Origin of the sequence: Bacillus sp. S3, assembly GCF_005154805.1 — a bacterium.
GTDB lineage: Bacteria > Bacillota > Bacilli > Bacillales > Cytobacillaceae > Neobacillus.
This window is the reverse complement of sequence record NZ_CP039727.1, coordinates 2857229-2877702: the sequence shown is the minus strand read 5'-3', so window position 1 is coordinate 2877702 and position 20474 is coordinate 2857229. Positions and strand designations below refer to the sequence as shown.

Below are 20474 nucleotides of genomic sequence, written 5' to 3'. Positions count from 1 at the left end.
CCTATGGAAGGTGCTGTAAAGACGGATAATGAAGTGATTACAGGCAAGGAAGATACTGCATTAGAGGAATTTGGATATAAGCAGGAGCTAAAACGTTCGCTAACATTTTGGGACTTATTAATTTACGGTCTATGTCTAATGGTACCGATCGCCCCATTCGCTATATATGGGTATGTAGCCCAAGCTTCTAGTGGAATGGTCGCACTTGCGTATTTAATCGGCATGGTTGGTATGATTTTCACTGCCCTTAGTTATGCTCGAATGTCAGAGGCATTTCCGATTGCCGGATCTGTTTATTCTTATGCACAACGGGGGATAAACGAGGTTGTTGGATTTTTTGCCGGCTGGATATTTTTACTTGATTACATTTTTGTGCCTACATTAATATATTTGGTTGCAGCTGCAGCACTTAGCGGCGTTCTTCCTGGAATTCCAATGGTTGCTTGGATCGTATTCTTTATAGTGGTCAATACAGTTTTGAATATAGTTGGTGTAAAAATTACAACAACTGCACTTAAAATCATCTTATTTATAACATTAGCTGTGTTGATTATTTTTGTAATATTTGGAATTATCGCGATTGCGAACGGTGTGAATGGTGCCGAGTTTTCAATGAAACCACTATATGATCCTGACCACTTTAGTATCGGATTAGTAATGGGCGCTGTCTCAATTGCAGTACTAAGCTTTTTAGGATTTGATGCTGTTTCCACTCTTTCCGAGGAATCTAAAGGAGAAAGAAAAGCAATAGGGAAGGCAATCATTTTCTCTTTACTTGCAGTAGGGGCTTTATTCATCATTCAAACATGGATTGCCTCACTTATTTATCCAGATTTTAATGGCTTTACTAATGTCGATACAGCTTTTTATGATATTGCCGCGATAGCTGGTGGTGCCTGGTTAAAGTGGACTACCGCAGTTGCTGTGGCAATTGCCTTTGGAGTTGCTGATGCCATGATATTCCAAGCAGCAATTGCCCGACTTTTGTTCAGTATGGCCAGGGATAAGAAATTACCTGCTTTTTTAGCAAAAGTCCATCCCAAATATCAGACACCATATACAAGTACGATCATTGTTGCTGTTATTTCATTAGCTGTTGCCACGCTATTCTCAACTCATATGGACAACTTGACTTCAATCGTAAATTTTGGAGCGTTAACGGGATTCATGTTACTTCATATTTCAGTCATTAACTATTTTATTCGTAAAAAGAAGAGTTCAGATTATCTAAATCACCTTATATTTCCAATCGTTGGATTGATAATTATTGGCTACGTATGGATTAGCTTAGCTCCACTCGCCAAACTGATTGGTGGGATTTGGATTGTTCTCGGTGCTGTGTATATGATCTATTTGAAATTTAAAAAAAGACTGGTCTAACTTTGGGTTCAGTCCCCTGGCGAAATAAAGCATTAAATCGCCGAGGGTCTGAGCCCATTTTTATATGATAAAAATGGTAAACTAAAGCTAGCAACTATGATAATATCCATAAACAACCTGTTAACATTCACCAATATAGACTATACTTTTAATGGAATAATGTGTAAGGTGTGATGATGGGAAATGACCGAGGCCGTGAAACAAGAGCAAAAGCATTTGAATCAAACACTTGAGGTAATTGACAATATTATACATAAAACGGATGAATCACTAAAAAAACCTGTGGCGTCCCAGGTGGAGGCGCAAATTAGAGAAACTACCTCTAAGAAGAACCGGCTATTGAAAGATGCGAGAAAAAGTCCTTATTTTGGTCGGCTGGATTTTGAAGATGATTTTGACCGCGAAATTATATACATAGGTAAAAAGGGAATCGAAAATGACGGCGACATTGTGGTTGTGGATTGGCGCACAGATTTAGGCAAGCTATATAACGCCTATCAAGGAGTTCAAGCCAATTTTACCATCGGTAATAATTCACAGCCGATTACGATTCATGGTAAACGCGGTATTATTGTCAAAGACGGGAATGTTGTTAGTATTAATGAAATAGGTAAGAGTGAAATAGTTGAGGATGAACAGGGAAATCAAGTAAAATACATGGATGATTACCTTAAGGAAATTCTTACGAATACGGGAGAAGCACATCGGCTGCGGGATATTATTGCAAGCATTCAGGCGGAGCAGGACGAAATTATCCGTTTGCCTTTAAAAGACACGATTATAGTACAGGGGGCAGCAGGAAGTGGTAAATCGACGATTGCGCTGCATCGGATTTCCTATCTGTTATACCAATATCATGAACACATTCGCCCGCAGGATATTCTAATTCTTGCGCCAAATGAAATTTTTCTATCCTATATCCGTGAAGTGGTACCTGAAATTGAAATAGAAGGAATTGAGCAGCGGACGTTTTATGACTGGGCGTCCACGTACTTTACCGATGTGAACGAAATTTCCGATCTTCATGAACAATATGTAATCGTTCAAGGTTCACCAGACAAAGATGATAAGGTAAAAATATCAAAATACAAAGGGTCACTTCGTTTTAAAAAGATGCTGGATGATTTTGTCGAGTATATTGGGATTACAATGATTCCACACGGAGATATTTTTATTGACAAAGACGTCAGTTTGTCAAAACAGTCCATAGATCAATTTTATACATCTAAAGAAACTTTACCTCTAAATGTTCGGATGAAAGAAGTAAAGGAGTTCATTGTCAATTGGAGTAAATCGGAAACAAAAAAAGTGAAGAAAAAGATTGATGAGGAGTTCGAAGATTCCTATAACCGCTGGGTAGTTACGCTCCCAGAAGGAGAAGTTCGTAAATCAGTTTACGAGGCTCTAGAAAATGCCAGGACGCTTCGTTTAAAACTTTTTGTAGAAAAATTGGAACATGAAATCTCTTTATATGTGAAGAAGATGGAAAATATTCCGGCCTTGTTAATGTATAAGTCCGTTTTTCAAAAGAAAGTGTTTGAAAAATTTCATTCTGATTTAGATGAGGAATTATTAAGTCTTATGTTGAAAAGCGGGCGTCAAGTAAAACAAGGACGATTTACATATGAAGATATTACCCCTCTTATTTATCTAGATGCCAAGATTAATGGGAAAAAATTATCGTATGAGCACATCTTTATTGATGAAGCGCAAGATTACAGTCCATTCCAGCTTGCATTTTTAAAAGACTATGCAAAGTCGATGACCATTTTGGGCGATATCGGGCAAGGAATTTTCTCTTTTTATGGATTAGATCGTTGGGAAGAAATTGAATCCTACGTTTTTAAAGAAAAAGAATTTAAACGTCTACATTTACAAACAAGCTATCGCTCAACAAGACAAATCATGGATTTGGCCAATCGGGTTCTGCTGAACAGTAATTATGATTTCCCATTGGTCATCCCAGTGAACCGTCCAGGTGCTATTCCTTCTATAAAAAAGGTTGCGAGTATCGGTGAACTTTACGATGAAATGAAACGATCCTTTAAACTGTTTGAGGAAAAGGGACATAAAACGATTGCGATATTAACAGAGACAAAACAAGATGCGATTGACACGTTTGATCAGTTAAAACGAAGAAATGTGGGCGGTCTGCAATTGATTTCTGAAGGCAAACAAGAGCTTCGTGAAAAAATTGTCATTATTCCTTCCTATTTAGTAAAGGGTTTGGAATTTGATGCTATTATTCTTCATGATGTGAGCAGTGAAACATTTAAGGACGAGACGCAGCATGCCAAACTGCTGTACATGTCAATTACTCGTGCTCACCATGATTTGCATCTATTCTACCGCGGCAGCTTGTCAGTGCTGCTGGAGGACCGTGATCCCAATGCACCCCCAAGGCCCCGAAAATCGTTCGAGGATTGGATCATAACCGATATAACGAATCCGAATGTCGAGCCCCAAGTTGAAATGATGAAGGTTGTGGCGAAGGAGGAAACATTACGTTTGTTTGAGGATGAAGAGGAAGAAATGGTAATAGAAGCATTTGATGATGACAGGGAACGCTATTACGATTTCTACGCTTGGGTAAAAGTTTGGCATCGTTGGGCAGAATTGAAGAGGAGCATGCAAGAGTAGAGAGGTAAAAGGGTTGTGAGAAAGAATGAAAGTATATTCGGGCGGATTTACTGCTGAGCACCTTTATAGAAATGAAGTCAAACTAGTTGCTAATTTACAATTACAGGGATTAGCAAAACAGAATATAAAAGAGAAAATATTTGACGAAAATCTCTTTCATTGCCGCAGTGAGGCGGCAATGAAAGATCTATTTCCACGTGTGTATAAACGAACGGAAAAATTAGATAATCGATTACGAGAAATTTTATTAAAGAGTTCGCGATCCGATTGTAACGCCATATTATTATATGCCTTTTTAAAAGGCTTTAAGCTCCCTTATGATTTTGTTTTAGAAGTCGTCCATTATAACTTAAAAAGGTATAAAAACACGGTAACGGAAGGTAATGTGCTGACTTTTTTCGAGGAAAAAGGACAGCAATATGAAGAAGTCCGTAACTGGAGCGAGAAAACAAGGTATAAGCTCAAGCAGGTTTTGTTGAAAATACTAGTAGACGCAGACTTGCTTGTTAAAAACGATAAAGAATATGAAATTAAGCCGATTTCTTTAAGTAAGGACTTAAGGGATTATGTGGAACAACATTCACAAAGCCAAGACTTAATTGTTTTAACATTAAATGATTGATAGTGAGGTAAGTAGAAATGATTCAACAGAAATTGAATCATTTTTTTGAGGAAATTCAAAAGGATGATTTCTTAAACATGCGCGGACTGGGAAATGAGGTTCCGTATTTCCTATTTGATTATAATCCTGAGGATGAATTGATGGTTAGAAAATCCATTAAGTATTTCACAGATAAGACCCATATAAATATCAAAGTATTGAACTTATTTGATTTGATTATTCATTTATTTGAAGATATTGGCGGCCTAGAGGGATTAAAGCAATTTGAAGAGGAACAAGGAACAGAAGAATTATTTGAAGCAATTCGTCCATCTATTGAAGAGGAACACATAGTAGAACAAATTGCAGAAGAGGCCAAGGATGCTCAGGTGATATTTATTACAGGGGTTGGAAGCGTATTTACATTAGTTAGAACAAACGAACTGTTACACCAATTGCACGCTCGAGTGACAAATACACCAATTATTGTTTTTTATCCCGGTGAATACACTGGACAAGGATTGAGCTTGTTTAATCGCTTTGAATCAAACGGCTATTACCGGGCATTTTCAATCTAGAAATAAAGGGGGAAGACTTTTGTTACAGGATGCTTTTTCCATTAAAGAATTATTTAAAAAAGAGATTGATCGTGAAATTAATGGGGTTGTTCAAGCCGGCCAGCGCGATGAAGAGGTCATTCAAGATGAATTAGAAGAATATGTCATGACAAAAGAAATCAGCGAAAATATGACGTATTTCTTTAAAAATTATGCTTACAGCTTTCAAAATAAGACAACGAAAATGGGAGTTTGGATTTCCGGTTTCTTTGGTTCCGGTAAATCTCACTTCCTGAAAATCTTATCATATCTATTAAATAATGAAACCGTTTATGGCAAAAGAGCGATTGACTTTTTCATTGATAAGACGGAAGACCAGGAACTCTTAAATATTCTTCATCAATCAGCAGGATTTAACAGCCATGCGATTTTATTTAATGTCGATTCTAAATCGGCTGGTGGGAAAAAAGAAAAGGCAACAATTGTGGAAGTGTTTCTAAAAGTATTTAATGAATACCTAGGCTATTCCTCTACTCCTTGGATTGCTAATCTCGAGAGACAGTTGACGGAAGAAGGTGTCTACAGTCAATTTGTCGAGCAGTTTGAAAAAATAGATGGTTCAAAATGGGCTGACAGCCGCGCCCGCGTTTTGTTTAAGAAAAAATCATTTGTCGAGGCATTAACACAATTAGGATATACCAATGATACGGCAGCAACAGTCCTGTCTGCATCCAATAAAAATTATCAAATCAGTTCGGATGAATTTGCACAGCTGGTTGCCGAACATGTGGAAAGTCAAGGTAAAGATTTCCGGCTTACCTTCTTGGTTGATGAAATTGGCCAGTACATTGGGGATGATTCAGACTTAATGTTAAACCTGCAAACGATTACGGAGGATTTAGGGAATCATTGTCAAGGGAAGGTTTGGGTCATTGTTACCTCACAAGAACAAATTGATGCGGTTACAAAATTTAAAGGAACTGAAAACTTTTCGAAAATTCAAGGCAGGTTTGCAACGAAAATTCACTTGACAAGTTCAAATACTGACGAAGTCATCAAACGCCGACTGTTAGAAAAAACACCTGCTACAGCAGATCGTTTAAAGATTGACTTTGACCAAGTAGGTCAAAGTTTAAATAACACGCTAACATTTGAAAAAGATAAATCCGTTCTGCAAAATGGTTATAAAAATGCGGAAGATTATGCAGCCATTTATCCATTTGTCCCCTACCAAGTAGAGCTCTTGCAGCGCGTATTCAATAAAGTTCGCCGCCAGGGAGAAGCCGGCGCCCACTTGTCACAAGGGGAACGTTCGTTGTTAAATGCCTTCCAGGAAGTGGCCATTCAACTTATGGATGAAGACACGAATCAGCTTGCACGCTTCTCGCAATTCTATGAAACCGTCAAACGGTTTTTGAGTACCTCTGTGTCTTCTACCATAATTGAGGCAGGGAAACGTGAAGATATTGGTGATTTCGATGTTGAAGTGCTGAAAGTATTATTTATGATTAAGGGAATTGATGAAGTAAAAGCGACAGTTGAAAATATTACAACCTTGCTGGTTGACAGCGTTGATTGTATTAAGAACGACCTGGAAAAGCAAGTCACAAAATCCTTAATCCGTCTTCGTCATAATTTGTTGATTGCGGAAAATGCAGACAGGACATTTGTATTTTTAAGTGATGATGAACAAGAAATTAACCGAGAAATTCAAAACGAACATGTAAATGAGGCAAATGTTACCGATGCCCTCGGTAGGGTGTTCTTTGAAGAAATTGTCCTGATGCGGTCATACCGCTACCAAAAAACGCATGATTTTGAGTTTAATAAGGCATTTGATACCTACAATCGCGGTGGGAAAACAAACGCGTTAACGCTGCAGGTGTATACGGGAGATGTTTCTGCAGAACAAGCAAGGGCAGATGCAAACTCGGGGACGATGATCATGTATATTCCGGATGAATATGCGGAAAAGTTTTACGAGCCAATGCAATATGCTCAAAAAATTCAGTCCTATGCCAATAAGAAGATTTCGACAAGCTTAACGGATAAGCAAAAGAAAATTTTAGAGGAAAAGCGCCAACAGGTCAGTGAGTTTGAAAAGAAGGCAAGGGAAGCATTAATTGAAGCGTCTGCAAATGCAAAATATTTCATTCAAGGTCAAGATTATGATTTCAAGGGGTCATTAGAAAATCAACTTCAAAGTGCTTTTGAGATTCTTGTCCGAAATACGTATAGTTATTTGGGATACATTGATGAACCGATACCCATAAAAAATGCAAATGAAGTCATTTACGAGTGGGCCATGAATGGACTTCCAGGTAGACTTGACGGTACTTTTGCGAATTATTTGGCTTATGATGCAATGATTCGATATCTTGAGGAAAGCCGTAACAGACAGGTGATCACGTTAAAATCCTTAGTGGAGAAATTCAGAGCAGTTCCGTATGGCTGGAGCGAAAATGATATTGCCGGATTGATGGCTGGAGCACTTTATAAGAAAAAAATAAAGCTTAGCTATCTAAATGAAGGTTTTGATGCAGGGCACCCTCAGTTTATTGGCCGAATTACAAAGACATCAGAAAGAGAGAAGGTCATCATTGAAGCACAAATTGGGCTGCCGCCACGAGTACGTAAAGACGTGATCGAGTTAATGCGTGAACTCTTCAATTTCTATGAGATAGGTGAGACATATGATGAAGTAGCCAAAGCAGTTCGAGAACAGCTTAAGAGCCATTTCAATCAACCAATCGATGACATGCAACGAATCAAGCAACGGGAAGATCAACAGTATCCATATCCCGGCGGTATGAAGCTTTCAAAAATCAAAAACAGTCTTTTTGAACTGATGTCCATTGCAAAACAGGAAAACTTTGTGGATGAATTTATTGAGTTAGATGAGGATTTAGAAGACTGGCTAGAGGAAGTTCAGCATTTGAATTCTTTCTTTAATGGCAATGCGATTCGTCATTTTGATGAAAGTGTCCGGTTGCTAAAGGAACGTCGTGATGATTTAGATGTGGCACAGCATGATGTGGATGTTCAGAATGTAAAAAATAACATTATTTCGGTGTTAACAAGCGACAACCCATTTAAGCAAATCCCAAATTTGCCCATCTTAAATGAACAACTGAAGTATGGCCTGTCTGAATTTGTAAAACGAGAGATTGGCACTCAGCTGGAACAGATAGAAGCCATTCGTATTGATATGGAAAGCTTACAATCACAGTACAACGAAATTGAAGAAATTAAAGCAGTTGTGCAAAAGAAATTGGCAGAACTACAGAAACGTGTCGAACAAATGCGAGAGTTGGAAAGTATTTCCCGTGTTTATACGTATACGCAAATGGCAAACAATGATTATCGTAGATTACAGGAAACAGTAAGAGAAATGTATATCGATTACATCGGAAAAATTGGTAAAAAAGATCCTGTTGAAATAAGTGCTGCCCAATTACTTTCAGAAGTCTTGCCCACTGGTCAATATGAGGTGAAAAACGATCAAGATTTAAAGCAATGGCTGTATAAGCTGGAAACAGAAATAAAAAGAAAATTAAGCACTGGTCAAACGGTTATTATTAAAAAATAAGGAGACTTTATGCGATGAACAAAAAGGCATTAAAAGAGTTTGCGGTCTATGCACGGAACGAACTTCGCAGCCAAATCGCATTTCGAGCGCAAGCCTTTGGGATCACGCCCAAAGGCTCTCCTGTGCTTGTGACAGGTGCAGACTATGTTGAAATAAATAATAAGAAGTATCCACTTACATATAGAAAAGGAATTGAAAAATTATTTAAAGAAATAGAAATAAAGGGATATGACCATGTCATAGAAGAAGTTGCCTACACATGGTTCAACCGTCTGATCGCCATTCGTTTTATGGAGGTTCACAATTATCTCCCTTCTAAAGTTCGAGTCCTTTCCAGTGAAACAAAAGGGAAGGTAGACCCGGATATTCTAACAGAATATCAGTATACAGATTTGCCCGTGAATACTGATGATATTGCATCATTATTAACGCAAGGAAATCGGGAGGAAGCATTTCGAAAATTACTTGTTGCACAATGTAATGAATTGAGCGAAATCATGCCTTTCCTCTTTGAAAAATTGGCCGACTTCACAGAGTTATTATTACCCGCGTCTTTACTACATGCGGACTCCCTAATTAATAAATTGGGAAAAGAGTTAGAAGATGAAAATTTCGAGCATGTAGAAGTAATTGGGTGGATGTATCAATATTACATATCAGAAAAAAAGGATGAAGTGTTTGCTGGACTAAAAAAGAACAAAAAAATTACAAAACAAAATATACCGGCAGTCACACAATTATTTACACCACATTGGATTGTTCGGTACATGGTAGAAAATTCACTAGGACAAATGTGGTTGGAATCTTATCCAGGGTCCGATTTGAATTTGCAAATGAAATATTATCTTGAACCTGCAGAACAAGAAATGGACGTTCAGAAAAAACTAAAGGAATTGCGTTATTCAAACGTAACTCCAGAGGAAATTACCTTTCTTGACCCCGCCTGCGGGTCAGGACATATTTTAGTTTATGCCTTTGACCTGTTATATAAAATTTATGAAGAAAGGGGTTATTCACAAAAGGAAATCCCAACCAAAATTTTAGAAAAAAACCTATATGGTATTGAAATCGATGATCGTGCGGCACAACTTGCTTCTTTTGCCCTTTTAATGAAGGCACGCGAGAAAACAAAAAAGATTTTCCGCGAAGTTCCGAAATTGAATATTTTTTCTATTGAAGAGTCAAATGGAATTAATATAAGCCAAGCAGCGGAATTAATCGGAGAAAATCATAGTGAAAAATCCGAGTTAACGAGTTTGTTTCGTACATTTATCGATGCAAAAAACTACGGCTCCATTCTAAAACCAGAAAATCTAAATTTTAAAAAGTATCTCGAAAAGGTTAAAGCACTTAAAGAATCGGGAAATCCAACATTGGAAAACTTTGTAGTATTTGAACAATTAAGTAAAATAGATAATTTGCTAAAACAAGCTTTAATCCTTACAAGTGAATTTAATGTAGTCGTTACAAATCCTCCCTATATGGCTACCAAAGGGATGAATGAAGCTTTGAATGATTATGTGAAAAAATACTACCCAGATTCTAAAATCGATTTATTTGCAGTCTTCTTTGAGCGGTGCAAGTTATTTACAAAATATAATGGATTTCATGCAGTTATAAATCAACATTCGTGGATGTTTTTAAGTAGTTTTGAGACTTTACGAAAAAAAATGATCAAAACTCAAACGATTGTTTCAATGATTCATTTAGGACCAAGAACATTTGAGGAAATTGGGGGAGAAGTTGTTCAAAATACTTGTTTAGTTTTAAGAAATATCAGGATCCCTGATCATATTGCATTTTATTATAGATTAGTGAAATATAATAATACGCATGAAAAGGAACAAATGTTTTTGCTAGGTGAGAATAAATATCAAGCAAAGCAGAATAATTTCCAAAGAATCCCCGGGTCTCCGATTGCGTATTGGGTCACTGAGAGAATGCTAAAAAATTATAATAATAATAAATTATCAAATGTATGTAATACACGTAAAGGTATGGTTACTGCAGATAACCCCCGATTTATTAGATATTGGTTTGAAGTATCTTATGAAAGGTTTAATAAAGATGCTAAAAGCCGTGTAGAAGCAAAAGCATCGAAGAAAAAATGGTTTCCTTATAATAAGGGAGGACAAGTTCGGCTGTGGTACGGGAACAACCTCTTTGTCGTAAATTGGGAAAATGATGGATATGAGTTATTACATATGAAAAGTGAAGGATATAAGGTGGGATCAACTAACCATAATTTAGATTATATTTTCAAACCTGCCATCCTGTGGAATAAAATAACAACGAATAAATTTTCTGCACGATTTTCCTTCCCAGGTTTCTTGTATGATGATGCTAATGCTTTTTTAACTTCACTAGATGAAGAGACCGATAAAATTATTTTAGGTTTTCTTAATTCTAAAGTTGCAACCCATTATCTTGAGGCTATCAATCCAACATTAAACTTTCAGCCAGGGAATATCGGTTCCTTGCCATTTAAACCTATTTCCCATTCTGAGCCTGTTCCGGTCATAAATGAATGTATTCAATTGTCAAAGACTGATTGGGATTCCTTTGAAATTTCCTGGGATTTTACAAGTCATCCATTATTGGAATCAAGGAAAAGTCTCGTTTTATTAGAACAAATATACAACAATTGGGAAGAATCTTTAATTAAACAGTTCAATCAGCTAAAAACTAACCAGCAAGAACTAAATAAAATATTTATTAAACTATATGAGCTTGAAGATGAGTTAATTTCAGAAGTACAGGACGAAGATGTGACCAGTGAGCTCGCTGATCGATTACGAGAGGCAAAGTCTTTTCTGTCATACACCATTGGTCTAATGATGGGGCGTTATTCTTTAGATGTTGAAGGACTAGCTTTTGCAGGTGGGGACTGGGATGAAAGTAAGTATAAAACAATTCAGCCAGATTCAGACGGCATTATCCCGCTAACAGATACAGAGTATTTTGAAGATGATGTTGTTAAACGTCTTCAGGAGCTGTTAGTTGTCCTATTTGGACAGGATTCGTTAGCCCAGAATCTTCGTTGGCTTGCTGAGTCGCTTACAATGAAAGCAAATGAAACGCCGGTGGAACGGTTGCGGCGTTATTTCTTTGATGAGTTTTATGCTGATCATTGTAAGATTTATCAAAAACGGCCAATTTACTGGATGGCTGAATCGGGACCTAAAAAAGGGTTTCGTGCTTTGTTTTATTTACATCGCTACACTCCCGAAACGTTGGCTGCAATAAGATTTTCTTATTTACAAAACTTGCAGGAAAAACTACGACAAGAACAAAAACGTCTAGAACAAGACCTTGTGAATCCGGATCTTTCAGCTGCAATGAAAAAGCGTTATGAAAAACAGGTGACAATTAACATATCACAACAGGAAGAAATGATTGACTTTGATAAGAAGCTGGCGGAAGTCGCAAACCAGCGGATCATGCTTGATTTGGATGATGGTGTGGCGGCTAACTACGAAAAGCTAAAAACGGTTTTAGCTAAGATAAAATAGGGTCAAGGCTAACCTTGACCAATTCTCTAAAAATGAATTCCAAAATTGGGTGATGAAATGAACAAAAAGGCTTTAAGAGAATTTGCGGTTTATGCTCGAAATGAGTTAAGGAATCAAATTTCACTTCGGGCACAAAGTTTTGGAATTACCGAAAACAGCATTCCTTCACTATTAACTGGTGCTGACTATGTAGAAGTAAATGGTATAAAACACCCCATTACCTATAAAAAAGGAATTGAGAAGTTATTAACTGAGTTAAAAACAAAAGGTTACGATCATGTGATTGAAGAGGTGGCCTATACATGGTTCAACCGGCTTATTGCGATTCGCTTTATGGAAGTTCATAATGATCTTCCTTCCAAAGTTCGCGTGTTATCCAGTGAAACGAAAGGGAAAGTGGATCCAGATATTTTAACGGAATATCAGTTTACGGATCTATCTGTTAATAAACAGGAATTAGCATCTTTAATTACCCAAGGGAATCAAGAAGAAGCATATCGAAAGCTATTAGTTGCCCAATGTAATGAACTGAGCGAGATAATGCCGTTTTTATTCGAAAAATTAGCCGACTACTCGGAGTTATTATTACAGCAGTCATTGCTGCATGCAGATTCCCTAATCAATAGATTAGTGACCGAATTGGCAGAAGAGGATTTTCAAGAGGTAGAAGTAATCGGATGGCTTTATCAGTACTATATGTCAGAGAAAAAAGAACAAGTTGGCGGACTAAAAAATAATGCAGTAAAAAAAGAAGACTTACCTGTTGTTACCCAGTTATTTACTCCCAGATGGATTGTAGAGTATATGGTTCAAAATTCTTTAGGTAAGCTGTATGATCACTGGAACCCCGACAATGAACTTGCTAAACAATGGGCGTATTATTTAAAATCATCTGAAAGATTGCCAACACCGAGCATTGCATCTTTAGAGGAAATAAAAATAATTGACCCTGCATGTGGATCGGGTCATATTTTAGTTTATGCATTTGATTTACTTTATGATATGTATTTGGAAGCCGGGTATTCAGAGCGTGATATTCCAAGGTTAATTATTGAAAAAAATCTATATGGGATGGACATTGATAAACGGGCTGTCCAAATCGCATGCTTTGCATTAATGATGAAGGGGCAGGAAAAGTACCGAAGATTCTTAAAAAAGGCAACTAATTTAAAACTGAACATTCTTGAATTTAACGATAGTAAACCATTATCTGAAGAGGCAACCCGCTTTATGGCAGATAAAGCGGGTGATATAGGCTGGATTACTTCCTTACAAAAACAATTTGAAAATGCAAAACAATTCGGTTCACTTATTGTTCCGAAAGAAGCTGCTTCTTTTTATTTGAAGTTTATGAACTTCATTCATTCATCTAGCATAGAGGCAACTAACTTGCTAGAGGAAGCCGTTTTGATTGAAATAAAGGAGAACTTACTTCCGTTAATAGAGCAAGCATATCTTCTGGCAGTAAATTACGAGGCAGTAGTGACAAATCCACCTTATCATAATAAATATAATCCAATTTTAAAGAATTTTTTGAATGATAATTATAAAGAATATAAGTCAGACTTATATTCGGCATTTATTTATCGTTCTATTCAATTGACAACGGATTATGGTTTTGCCGGTTTAATGACTCCTTTTACATGGATGTTTATCGCTACTCATGAAAAATTAAGAGAATATATTATTGCTAATCAAAGTATCTCAAGTCTAATCCAATTAGAGTACTCAGCATTTTCTGAAGCAACGGTACCTATTTGTACGTTTGTTATTCAAAACCAGAAAGGAAACACAAAGGGAGAGTATATACGTTTAGAGGGATTTAAGGGAACAGAGATTCAGCCTGTTAAAGTTAGAGAAGCCGTAGAAAAAGCTGTATCATATCGCTATACCTCGGATAGTAAAGATTTTTATTCCATACCAGGTTCACCTTTTGCCTTTTGGAGTTCGAAACAAGTACGGAACATTTTTAAAAACAATCCAAAATTAGCGGAAATTGCTGAGCCAAGAGTTGGACTTCAAACTAGTGATAATGATCGTTTCATACGTTTATGGTACGAGGTAATAATAGATAAAATAGGATTTCATTATGAAAGCAATGAGGATGCATGTAAAGGTAAAAGAAAATGGTTCCCTTATAATAAGGGCGGGGAATACAGGAAATGGTACGGCAACCAGGATTATGTTGTGAATTGGGAGAATAATGGATGGGAAATTAAAAACTTTGTTGATTCGAAAGGGAAACTTAAATCAAGACCGCAAAATACCCAATATTATTTTAAGGAAGGGTTAACATGGACGGCGATTTCTAGCTCGAGATTCTCAGTTCGTTATTCGCCAAAGGGTTTTATATTTAGCAATGCGGGAATGATGGTTTTCACTGATAAGTATTTAAAGTTTTTATTAGGGTTATTGAACTCTAAATTAACAAGTATGTTCACACAACAATTGTCTTCAACAATAAATTTTGACCAAGGAATTATTGCAAGAATTCCTGTTAAATTAAATGATACAAACTCCTTAAATATCGTGGATAAGAATATTCATCTTGCCAAAAATGATTGGATTTCATTTGAAACATCTTGGGATTTCAAACAACATCCATTCCTAACATACAATCAACAGGCAACGAAATTAGAGAAATGCTATGAAAACTGGGAAAAACATTCTGAAAACCAATTCCGGCAACTCCAGCAAAATGAAGAATCCTTAAATCAATTCTTCATTGATTTGTATGGTTTACAAGATGAATTAACTCCTAAGGTCACGGATGACGAGATAAGCGTAAGACTTGCAGATCGTGGACGTGATGCAAGGAGCTTCCTTTCCTATTGTATCGGTCTGATGATGGGACGCTATTCTTTAGATGTAGCAGGATTAGCTTTTGCAGGCGGCAACTGGGATGCCAGAAAATATACGTCCTTCCAACCGGATTCAGATGGAATTATTCCACTTACAGATTCGGAGTATTTTGAAGACGATGTAGTAAAAAGACTTCAAGAGTTGTTAGTTCTTATTTTCGGACAAGAGAGTTTAGCCGAAAATCTTCGCTGGCTGGCCGAGTCATTGGTCATGAAAGCAAATGAAACTCCTGTAGAGCGCCTACGCCGGTATTTCTTTGATGAATTTTATGCCGATCATTACAGGATTTATCAAAAACGGCCAATTTACTGGATGGTGGAATCAGGAAACAAGAAAGGTTTCCGTGCCTTGTTCTACTTGCATCGCTATACGCCAGAAACATTGGCAACAATGCGCTTTTCTTATGTTCAGAACCTGCAGGAAAAATTGCGTCAGGAACAAAAACGTTTGGAACAAGATCTCATGAACCCGAACCTTTCGGCTGCGACGAAAAAACGTTATGACAAACATCTGTCAACGATCAAAGCCCAGCAAGAAGAGTTAATTGACTTTGACAGGAAATTGGCAGAGCTTGCGAATAGGCGGATTTTCCTTGATCTTGATGATGGTGTCGTTGTGAACTACGCAATGATGCAAAATGTACTTGCAAAGATTAAGTGAGTTCCAGAAGGATAGAGCAAGGACTCTATCCATTTTTGTTCGCTTTAGTTTACAATCATTGTTTTCTTTTTTATTCTAGAAGAATGAAGATTATGTATGATGAGAGTTGGTGTCAAATGAATATTACTGAAGAACTGCTGCGACTATTTCGGGAACAGCAGGCGGAGAACAACGGAGCACATCGTTCGCTTGTATTTTGGTATGACTCCCAAAGTGAAAGACGCGATTTTTCTGAGATAGAAGCGGTTCTAAAACAAGAACAAATAAAAGTGCATCACCTAGATCGGGACAGTTCCTTTCGGACAAAAGTTTTACTTGAAATTGAGGATACCGATCATTCTTATTTGCTATATGCGCCATATGCCAAGCCGGAGGATGAAGATAATTTCTTATTTGATATATTGCTTTATAGCGGTAAATACGGTGAGTTTCAAGCGGATGAAATTGCTATTCGCATGAAGGAATTACGTTTAGAACATTTACCCATTCGCAAATTTCTTGAAGATCATGCCAAGTTTTTTGAAAACAAACAGCGTGTTGCGAAGTTTCAGAAACTACTTCCCAATAAACCCACGATTGATCAAGTAAAGCAAACGACGCTTGCTGTGTTATGTAATGCAAGAACTATTCATCCACAAGATATTTTAAAAAGCGTTTTATCTAGTGGGAATTTATCAGATTCAAATGAGGAACTTGGAAAAATTGAGAAGTACATAGATAAGGAATTATTTTTTACCTATGTGGGTGAGTATTTTGGCATTGCAAAGAATGGGGGAAATCGCTTAGCACATATCATCGAAACAATTGTGTTTCAGCATTACGCCGCACATATTATAGATGAGAAAGTAATATCTGTTAGTTATGAATCCACAGTTCCTAATATTTGCAAGGTATTTGTTGAAGAATGGTTAAAGTCTGAGGAAAGAATGTCATTAGAACATATTTTAGATCAGTTGGAACAGAAATGGAATGTTGAACATGATGTTGAACAGCATACCTACCAAGCCTTTCTACGCTGCGATACATTTGCGGTGGTTGAACAGAAGATCTTAGAAGTTTTACATGAACTCCTTTTAAATGAAACAATTGTGGTAACGGAGTGGAGAAGCATTCTTTCTGAACGCAGTAAGAGTTATTGGTATAAAACACGTTTTTTTCAAAAATATCAGCTGTTAGAGAAAGCTCTTTGTTTGTATGAGTGGCTGAAAGTGTTTGAAAAAAATGATGCACCGAAGTCTGGACTAGAATGGTTTCATCGATATACAGAGAAAGATTTTAATATCGACCAAGCCTACCGTCAGCTACAACACACCTTTATGAGTGAATCCGGTGTAGAAGAATACCGAGTGCTATTCGACCAATTGACCTTCTGGTATGAAAATCGGTATTTAATGGAACTGAGTCGTTATACCGATGATTTGATTGAGACGGAATTAAAAGCTAATTGGCCTCTGCAAGACATAATGCAGCAGAAGAACTTTTATCGTACCATCATACGGCCATTGATAGAGGGATCTCGAGAACGGGTTTTTGTGGTAATTTCCGATGCAATGAGATTTGAAATTGGAAATGAACTAACCCAGCATTTTAGTCAGCGATTGAATGCAGAAGTAAAGCTAATACCTATGCAGGCAACCTTACCAACCTATACGCAAATCGGAATGGCCTCATTACTTCCCGGAAAAATAACCGGAATTTCAAGTGATGGCACCGTATTTGTCGATGGATTTTCCACAAAAGGTCTAAACAATCGTAATAAAATATTACAATTAAATGAGCCTGACTCTGTTGCACTAAAGCTGGATGAATTTATTCCATTAGGAAAAGAAGAGGGATTAGCGTTAATAAAGGGTAAGCGTGTCGTCTATTTATATCATGACAATATTGATGCTATCGGTGACTCCAGTAAGACAGAAGGGAATACGTATGAAGCAGTCGCACAAACATTGGAACGGTTGAAAACAGCTGTCAAAAAGTTGACCGGAACATATGAAGCAGGAAGGATTTACCTGACAAGTGATCACGGCTTTCTTTATCAAACCTCCCTTGTCGAACAATACCAGAAGACAGAAAGTATTAATGGCGATGTCTTTGATCGCAACCGGCGCTTTGCAATAGGAAATAATTTGAATACTCCTGAAGGAACCGTGAAGATTTCCTTACAATATCTAGGGCTGGAGCAGGAAGCGGTTATTGCCAAAGGATTAAACCGGTTTACCGCAGGCGGCGGTTTGCGATTTGTTCACGGAGGAGCTATGCCGCAAGAGTGTATCATCCCATTGATAGAGTACAGGCAAATGAAAGGAAAAGCGCGAAAGGCAGAGGAAGATCGAGTAAATGTCCGTATCGCCTCGATTCAAAAAGTGATCACCAGTTATATGTTTATTGTCCCATTTTTCCAAGAGGAGAAGGTTTCAACCCACTTATATCCAAGAACATTACGGGCCGCATTTTACCGTAACAATGAACGAATCTCGAATGAGATAACAATTACTTTCGATTCGGAAGGTGAGGTAAGCGGACGCCAAACAGATGTCGTATTTCATTTGCTTGAAGACCGTTATCGAACTGGGGATGTATGTGTATTAAAGTTAGAGGACGTTTCCGGACGAACCACCGAAATATACGCAGAAGAAGAGTACGAGCTAAAATTATATAGTATTTAATGGTGACCATGGGGACGGTTCTTGTGGCACAAGTTAGGCTTGACCCCCGATGGAGGTAAGAGTTAGATCAATGGGGGTCAGGCACTATATTTCGAAAAGAAGGAGTAACAAAATGCAAATAACATTTGAAAATATTTATACGCTTGGTCATGTCATATCTGAAAATAATCTATACAGCCAGATACATTATCCAGAAATGTTAACTAGATATGATAGTAACTTTATAGAGTTTAAACAGATTCCGACTCTGACAGAATTTAAAAAGGCAGAGAGTTATTTAAGAGAATTCCATTTAAAACATGGTCAAAACCACCTAAAGTTTTATTTTCCTCCAAATGAAAAACCTGCTGAAGAACTAATTGATTACATGGATAATTCAGGCTATGAAATTGGATTTCTCGAACTATATGCGATTGAACCTAATCAATTTCCTTCAGTAATAGAAAATCCAGATATTGAGATTCATACTTTGTCTGATAACAATCTTGAGTCCTTTCTTACATTACAATATCAGCAAGATTTGGAGAATGGGCGTGACTTTGCAAATCAAAATCAGGAATTGCATAAACGAAATTTTAAGAATCCGAATATTCAGCAGCTGCTTGCATCATATAAAGGTACTCCGGCAGGATCGGTAGATATTATTATTAAGCAAAACACAGCGGAAATTGACGGTTTGGTTGTTAATGAAAACTTTCAGAAAAAGGGCATAGGAAGCAGATTGCAGAAATTTGTTATGGATCAATTTTCTAATAAAACCATCATTTTAGTCGCGGATGGTGAAGATACTCCTAGAGAAATGTACAGAAGGCAAAACTATCAGTACCAGGGTTTTAAATATCAATCCCACAAAGTATATGAAGATTAATTCTATTAATATTTATATACTGTAAGATTTTAGAACAATAGATCGAAATAAGGGGGCCAGGTGCCATTTCACGTAGTAAAAGTTCTTAAAATAGGGAGGAAAAAATTATGCCCTTAGAAATTGTTCGCCATGATCTTACCAAGATGAAGGTAGATGCAATTGTGAATGCTGCGAATACGTCATTGAAAATGGGTGGTGGTGTTTGCGGAGCGATTTTTCGTGCAGCAGGCACCAGTAAGTTGCAAGAAGCATGCAATCAAATTGGTGAATGCAAGGTGGGGGAAGCCGTTATTACTGATGGGTTTCAATTGGATGCAAAATATATTATTCATACACCTGGGCCAATTTGGCAAGGAGGCTCCCATCAAGAAGCAGCTTTGTTAAAGAAATCTTTTTATAACTCCTTAGAGCTGGCAAAAAAACACCAATGTGAATCAATTGCCTTTCCACTGATTTCGACTGGCATATACGGCTATCCAAGAGATGAAGCATTACAGATTGCGGTTTCCACCATCGGTTCATTTTTATTACATCATGATATGCACGTTTTTCTTGTTGTTTTCGACAAGAAATCCTTTTGTTTAAGCAAGAAGTTATTTACATCCATTCATCAATTTATTGATGAGCATTATGTCGAGCTTGTAGAAAGCACGTTTACTCGTAATAGAGAAGAACCATTTATATTGGAACAACGGCAAGAAGTTGAAATTCTTCAAGAGTCCCTATATAAAGAGACTGATTATTCATTAGAAAACTTATTGAACCAACTGGATGAATCTTTTTCCGAACGGCTGCTTCGTTTAATTGATGAAAAGGAAATGACAGATGTTGAGACATATAAAAGGGCAAACATTGACCGGAAATTATTCTCTAAAATCCGGAATGGCATCGATTACACTCCAAAAAAGAAAACTGCCGTTGCTTTTGCGATTGCATTACATTTAAATGTAGATGAAACGATTGCTCTGCTGACGACCGCTGGTTATACCTTGTCACGCAGCAGTAAATTCGATGTTATTATTGAATACTTTATTCAGCAGGCTAACTACAATATTCATGAAATTAATGAAGCCTTATTTGCTTTTGACCAGCCATTACTTGGTGCTTAAAATGTCGCTTACAAAGCGACCAATTCTTAT

10 protein-coding genes are annotated in these 20474 nt (G+C 37.2%); all 10 read left to right on the top strand.

The genetic code is table 11. The features are described from left to right. Positions 1–3 precede the first annotated feature (3 nt). Complete coding sequence (locus tag FAY30_RS13755; protein WP_149870414.1) at positions 4–1380, top strand: APC family permease; 1377 nt, start codon at positions 4–6, stop codon at positions 1378–1380. Positions 1381–1563: 183 nt separating this feature from the next. Next, positions 1564–4020, top strand: coding sequence for an RNA polymerase recycling motor HelD (gene helD, locus FAY30_RS13750; RefSeq protein ID WP_149870413.1), 2457 nt, complete (start codon positions 1564–1566; stop codon positions 4018–4020). A gap of 25 nt (positions 4021–4045) precedes the next feature. Continuing rightward, entirely contained in the window at positions 4046–4642 is a 597-nt protein-coding gene (locus FAY30_RS13745; protein ID WP_149870412.1) for a DUF1819 family protein, read from the top strand. A gap of 17 nt (positions 4643–4659) precedes the next feature. Then, a complete protein-coding gene (locus FAY30_RS13740) occupies positions 4660–5199 on the top strand; it encodes a DUF1788 domain-containing protein (RefSeq protein WP_149870411.1) in 540 nt (179 codons plus the stop codon). 19 nt (positions 5200–5218) lie between these two features. Then, on the top strand, positions 5219–8767 hold the full coding sequence (gene brxC, locus FAY30_RS13735) for a BREX system P-loop protein BrxC (RefSeq protein WP_149870410.1): 3549 nt from the start codon (positions 5219–5221) through the stop codon (positions 8765–8767). Between the two features lie 14 nt (positions 8768–8781). Beyond that, on the top strand, positions 8782–12279 hold the full coding sequence (gene pglX / locus FAY30_RS13730) for a BREX-1 system adenine-specific DNA-methyltransferase PglX (protein ID WP_149870409.1): 3498 nt from the start codon (positions 8782–8784) through the stop codon (positions 12277–12279). A 57-nt stretch (positions 12280–12336) separates the two neighbouring features. Next, positions 12337–15801, top strand: a complete 3465-nt coding sequence (gene pglX / locus FAY30_RS13725; protein WP_149870408.1) for a BREX-1 system adenine-specific DNA-methyltransferase PglX — start codon at positions 12337–12339, stop codon at positions 15799–15801. Positions 15802–15917: 116 nt separating this feature from the next. Continuing rightward, complete coding sequence (gene pglZ / locus FAY30_RS13720) at positions 15918–18467, top strand: BREX-1 system phosphatase PglZ type A (RefSeq protein ID WP_149870407.1); 2550 nt, start codon at positions 15918–15920, stop codon at positions 18465–18467. A 112-nt stretch (positions 18468–18579) separates the two neighbouring features. Beyond that, positions 18580–19335: a GNAT family N-acetyltransferase gene (locus FAY30_RS13715; RefSeq protein ID WP_149870406.1), complete on the top strand. Its 756-nt coding sequence runs from the start codon at positions 18580–18582 to the stop codon at positions 19333–19335. A gap of 107 nt (positions 19336–19442) precedes the next feature. Continuing rightward, a complete protein-coding gene (locus FAY30_RS13710; protein WP_149870405.1) occupies positions 19443–20444 on the top strand; it encodes a macro domain-containing protein in 1002 nt (333 codons plus the stop codon). Positions 20445–20474: the final 30 nt, after the last annotated feature.

What these genes read in the sequence shown, in the direction of transcription:
- FAY30_RS13755 (WP_149870414.1), top strand. Translation starts at nt 4, where the DNA reads ATGGAAGGTGCTGTAAAGACGGATAATGAAGTGATTACAGGCAAGGAA.
- helD (WP_149870413.1), top strand. Translation starts at nt 1,564, where the DNA reads ATGACCGAGGCCGTGAAACAAGAGCAAAAGCATTTGAATCAAACACTT.
- FAY30_RS13745 (WP_149870412.1), top strand. Translation starts at nt 4,046, where the DNA reads ATGAAAGTATATTCGGGCGGATTTACTGCTGAGCACCTTTATAGAAAT.
- FAY30_RS13740 (WP_149870411.1), top strand. Translation starts at nt 4,660, where the DNA reads ATGATTCAACAGAAATTGAATCATTTTTTTGAGGAAATTCAAAAGGAT.
- pglX (WP_149870409.1), top strand. Translation starts at nt 8,782, where the DNA reads ATGAACAAAAAGGCATTAAAAGAGTTTGCGGTCTATGCACGGAACGAA.
- pglX (WP_149870408.1), top strand. Translation starts at nt 12,337, where the DNA reads ATGAACAAAAAGGCTTTAAGAGAATTTGCGGTTTATGCTCGAAATGAG.
- pglZ (WP_149870407.1), top strand. Translation starts at nt 15,918, where the DNA reads ATGAATATTACTGAAGAACTGCTGCGACTATTTCGGGAACAGCAGGCG.
- FAY30_RS13715 (WP_149870406.1), top strand. Translation starts at nt 18,580, where the DNA reads ATGCAAATAACATTTGAAAATATTTATACGCTTGGTCATGTCATATCT.
- FAY30_RS13710 (WP_149870405.1), top strand. Translation starts at nt 19,443, where the DNA reads ATGCCCTTAGAAATTGTTCGCCATGATCTTACCAAGATGAAGGTAGAT.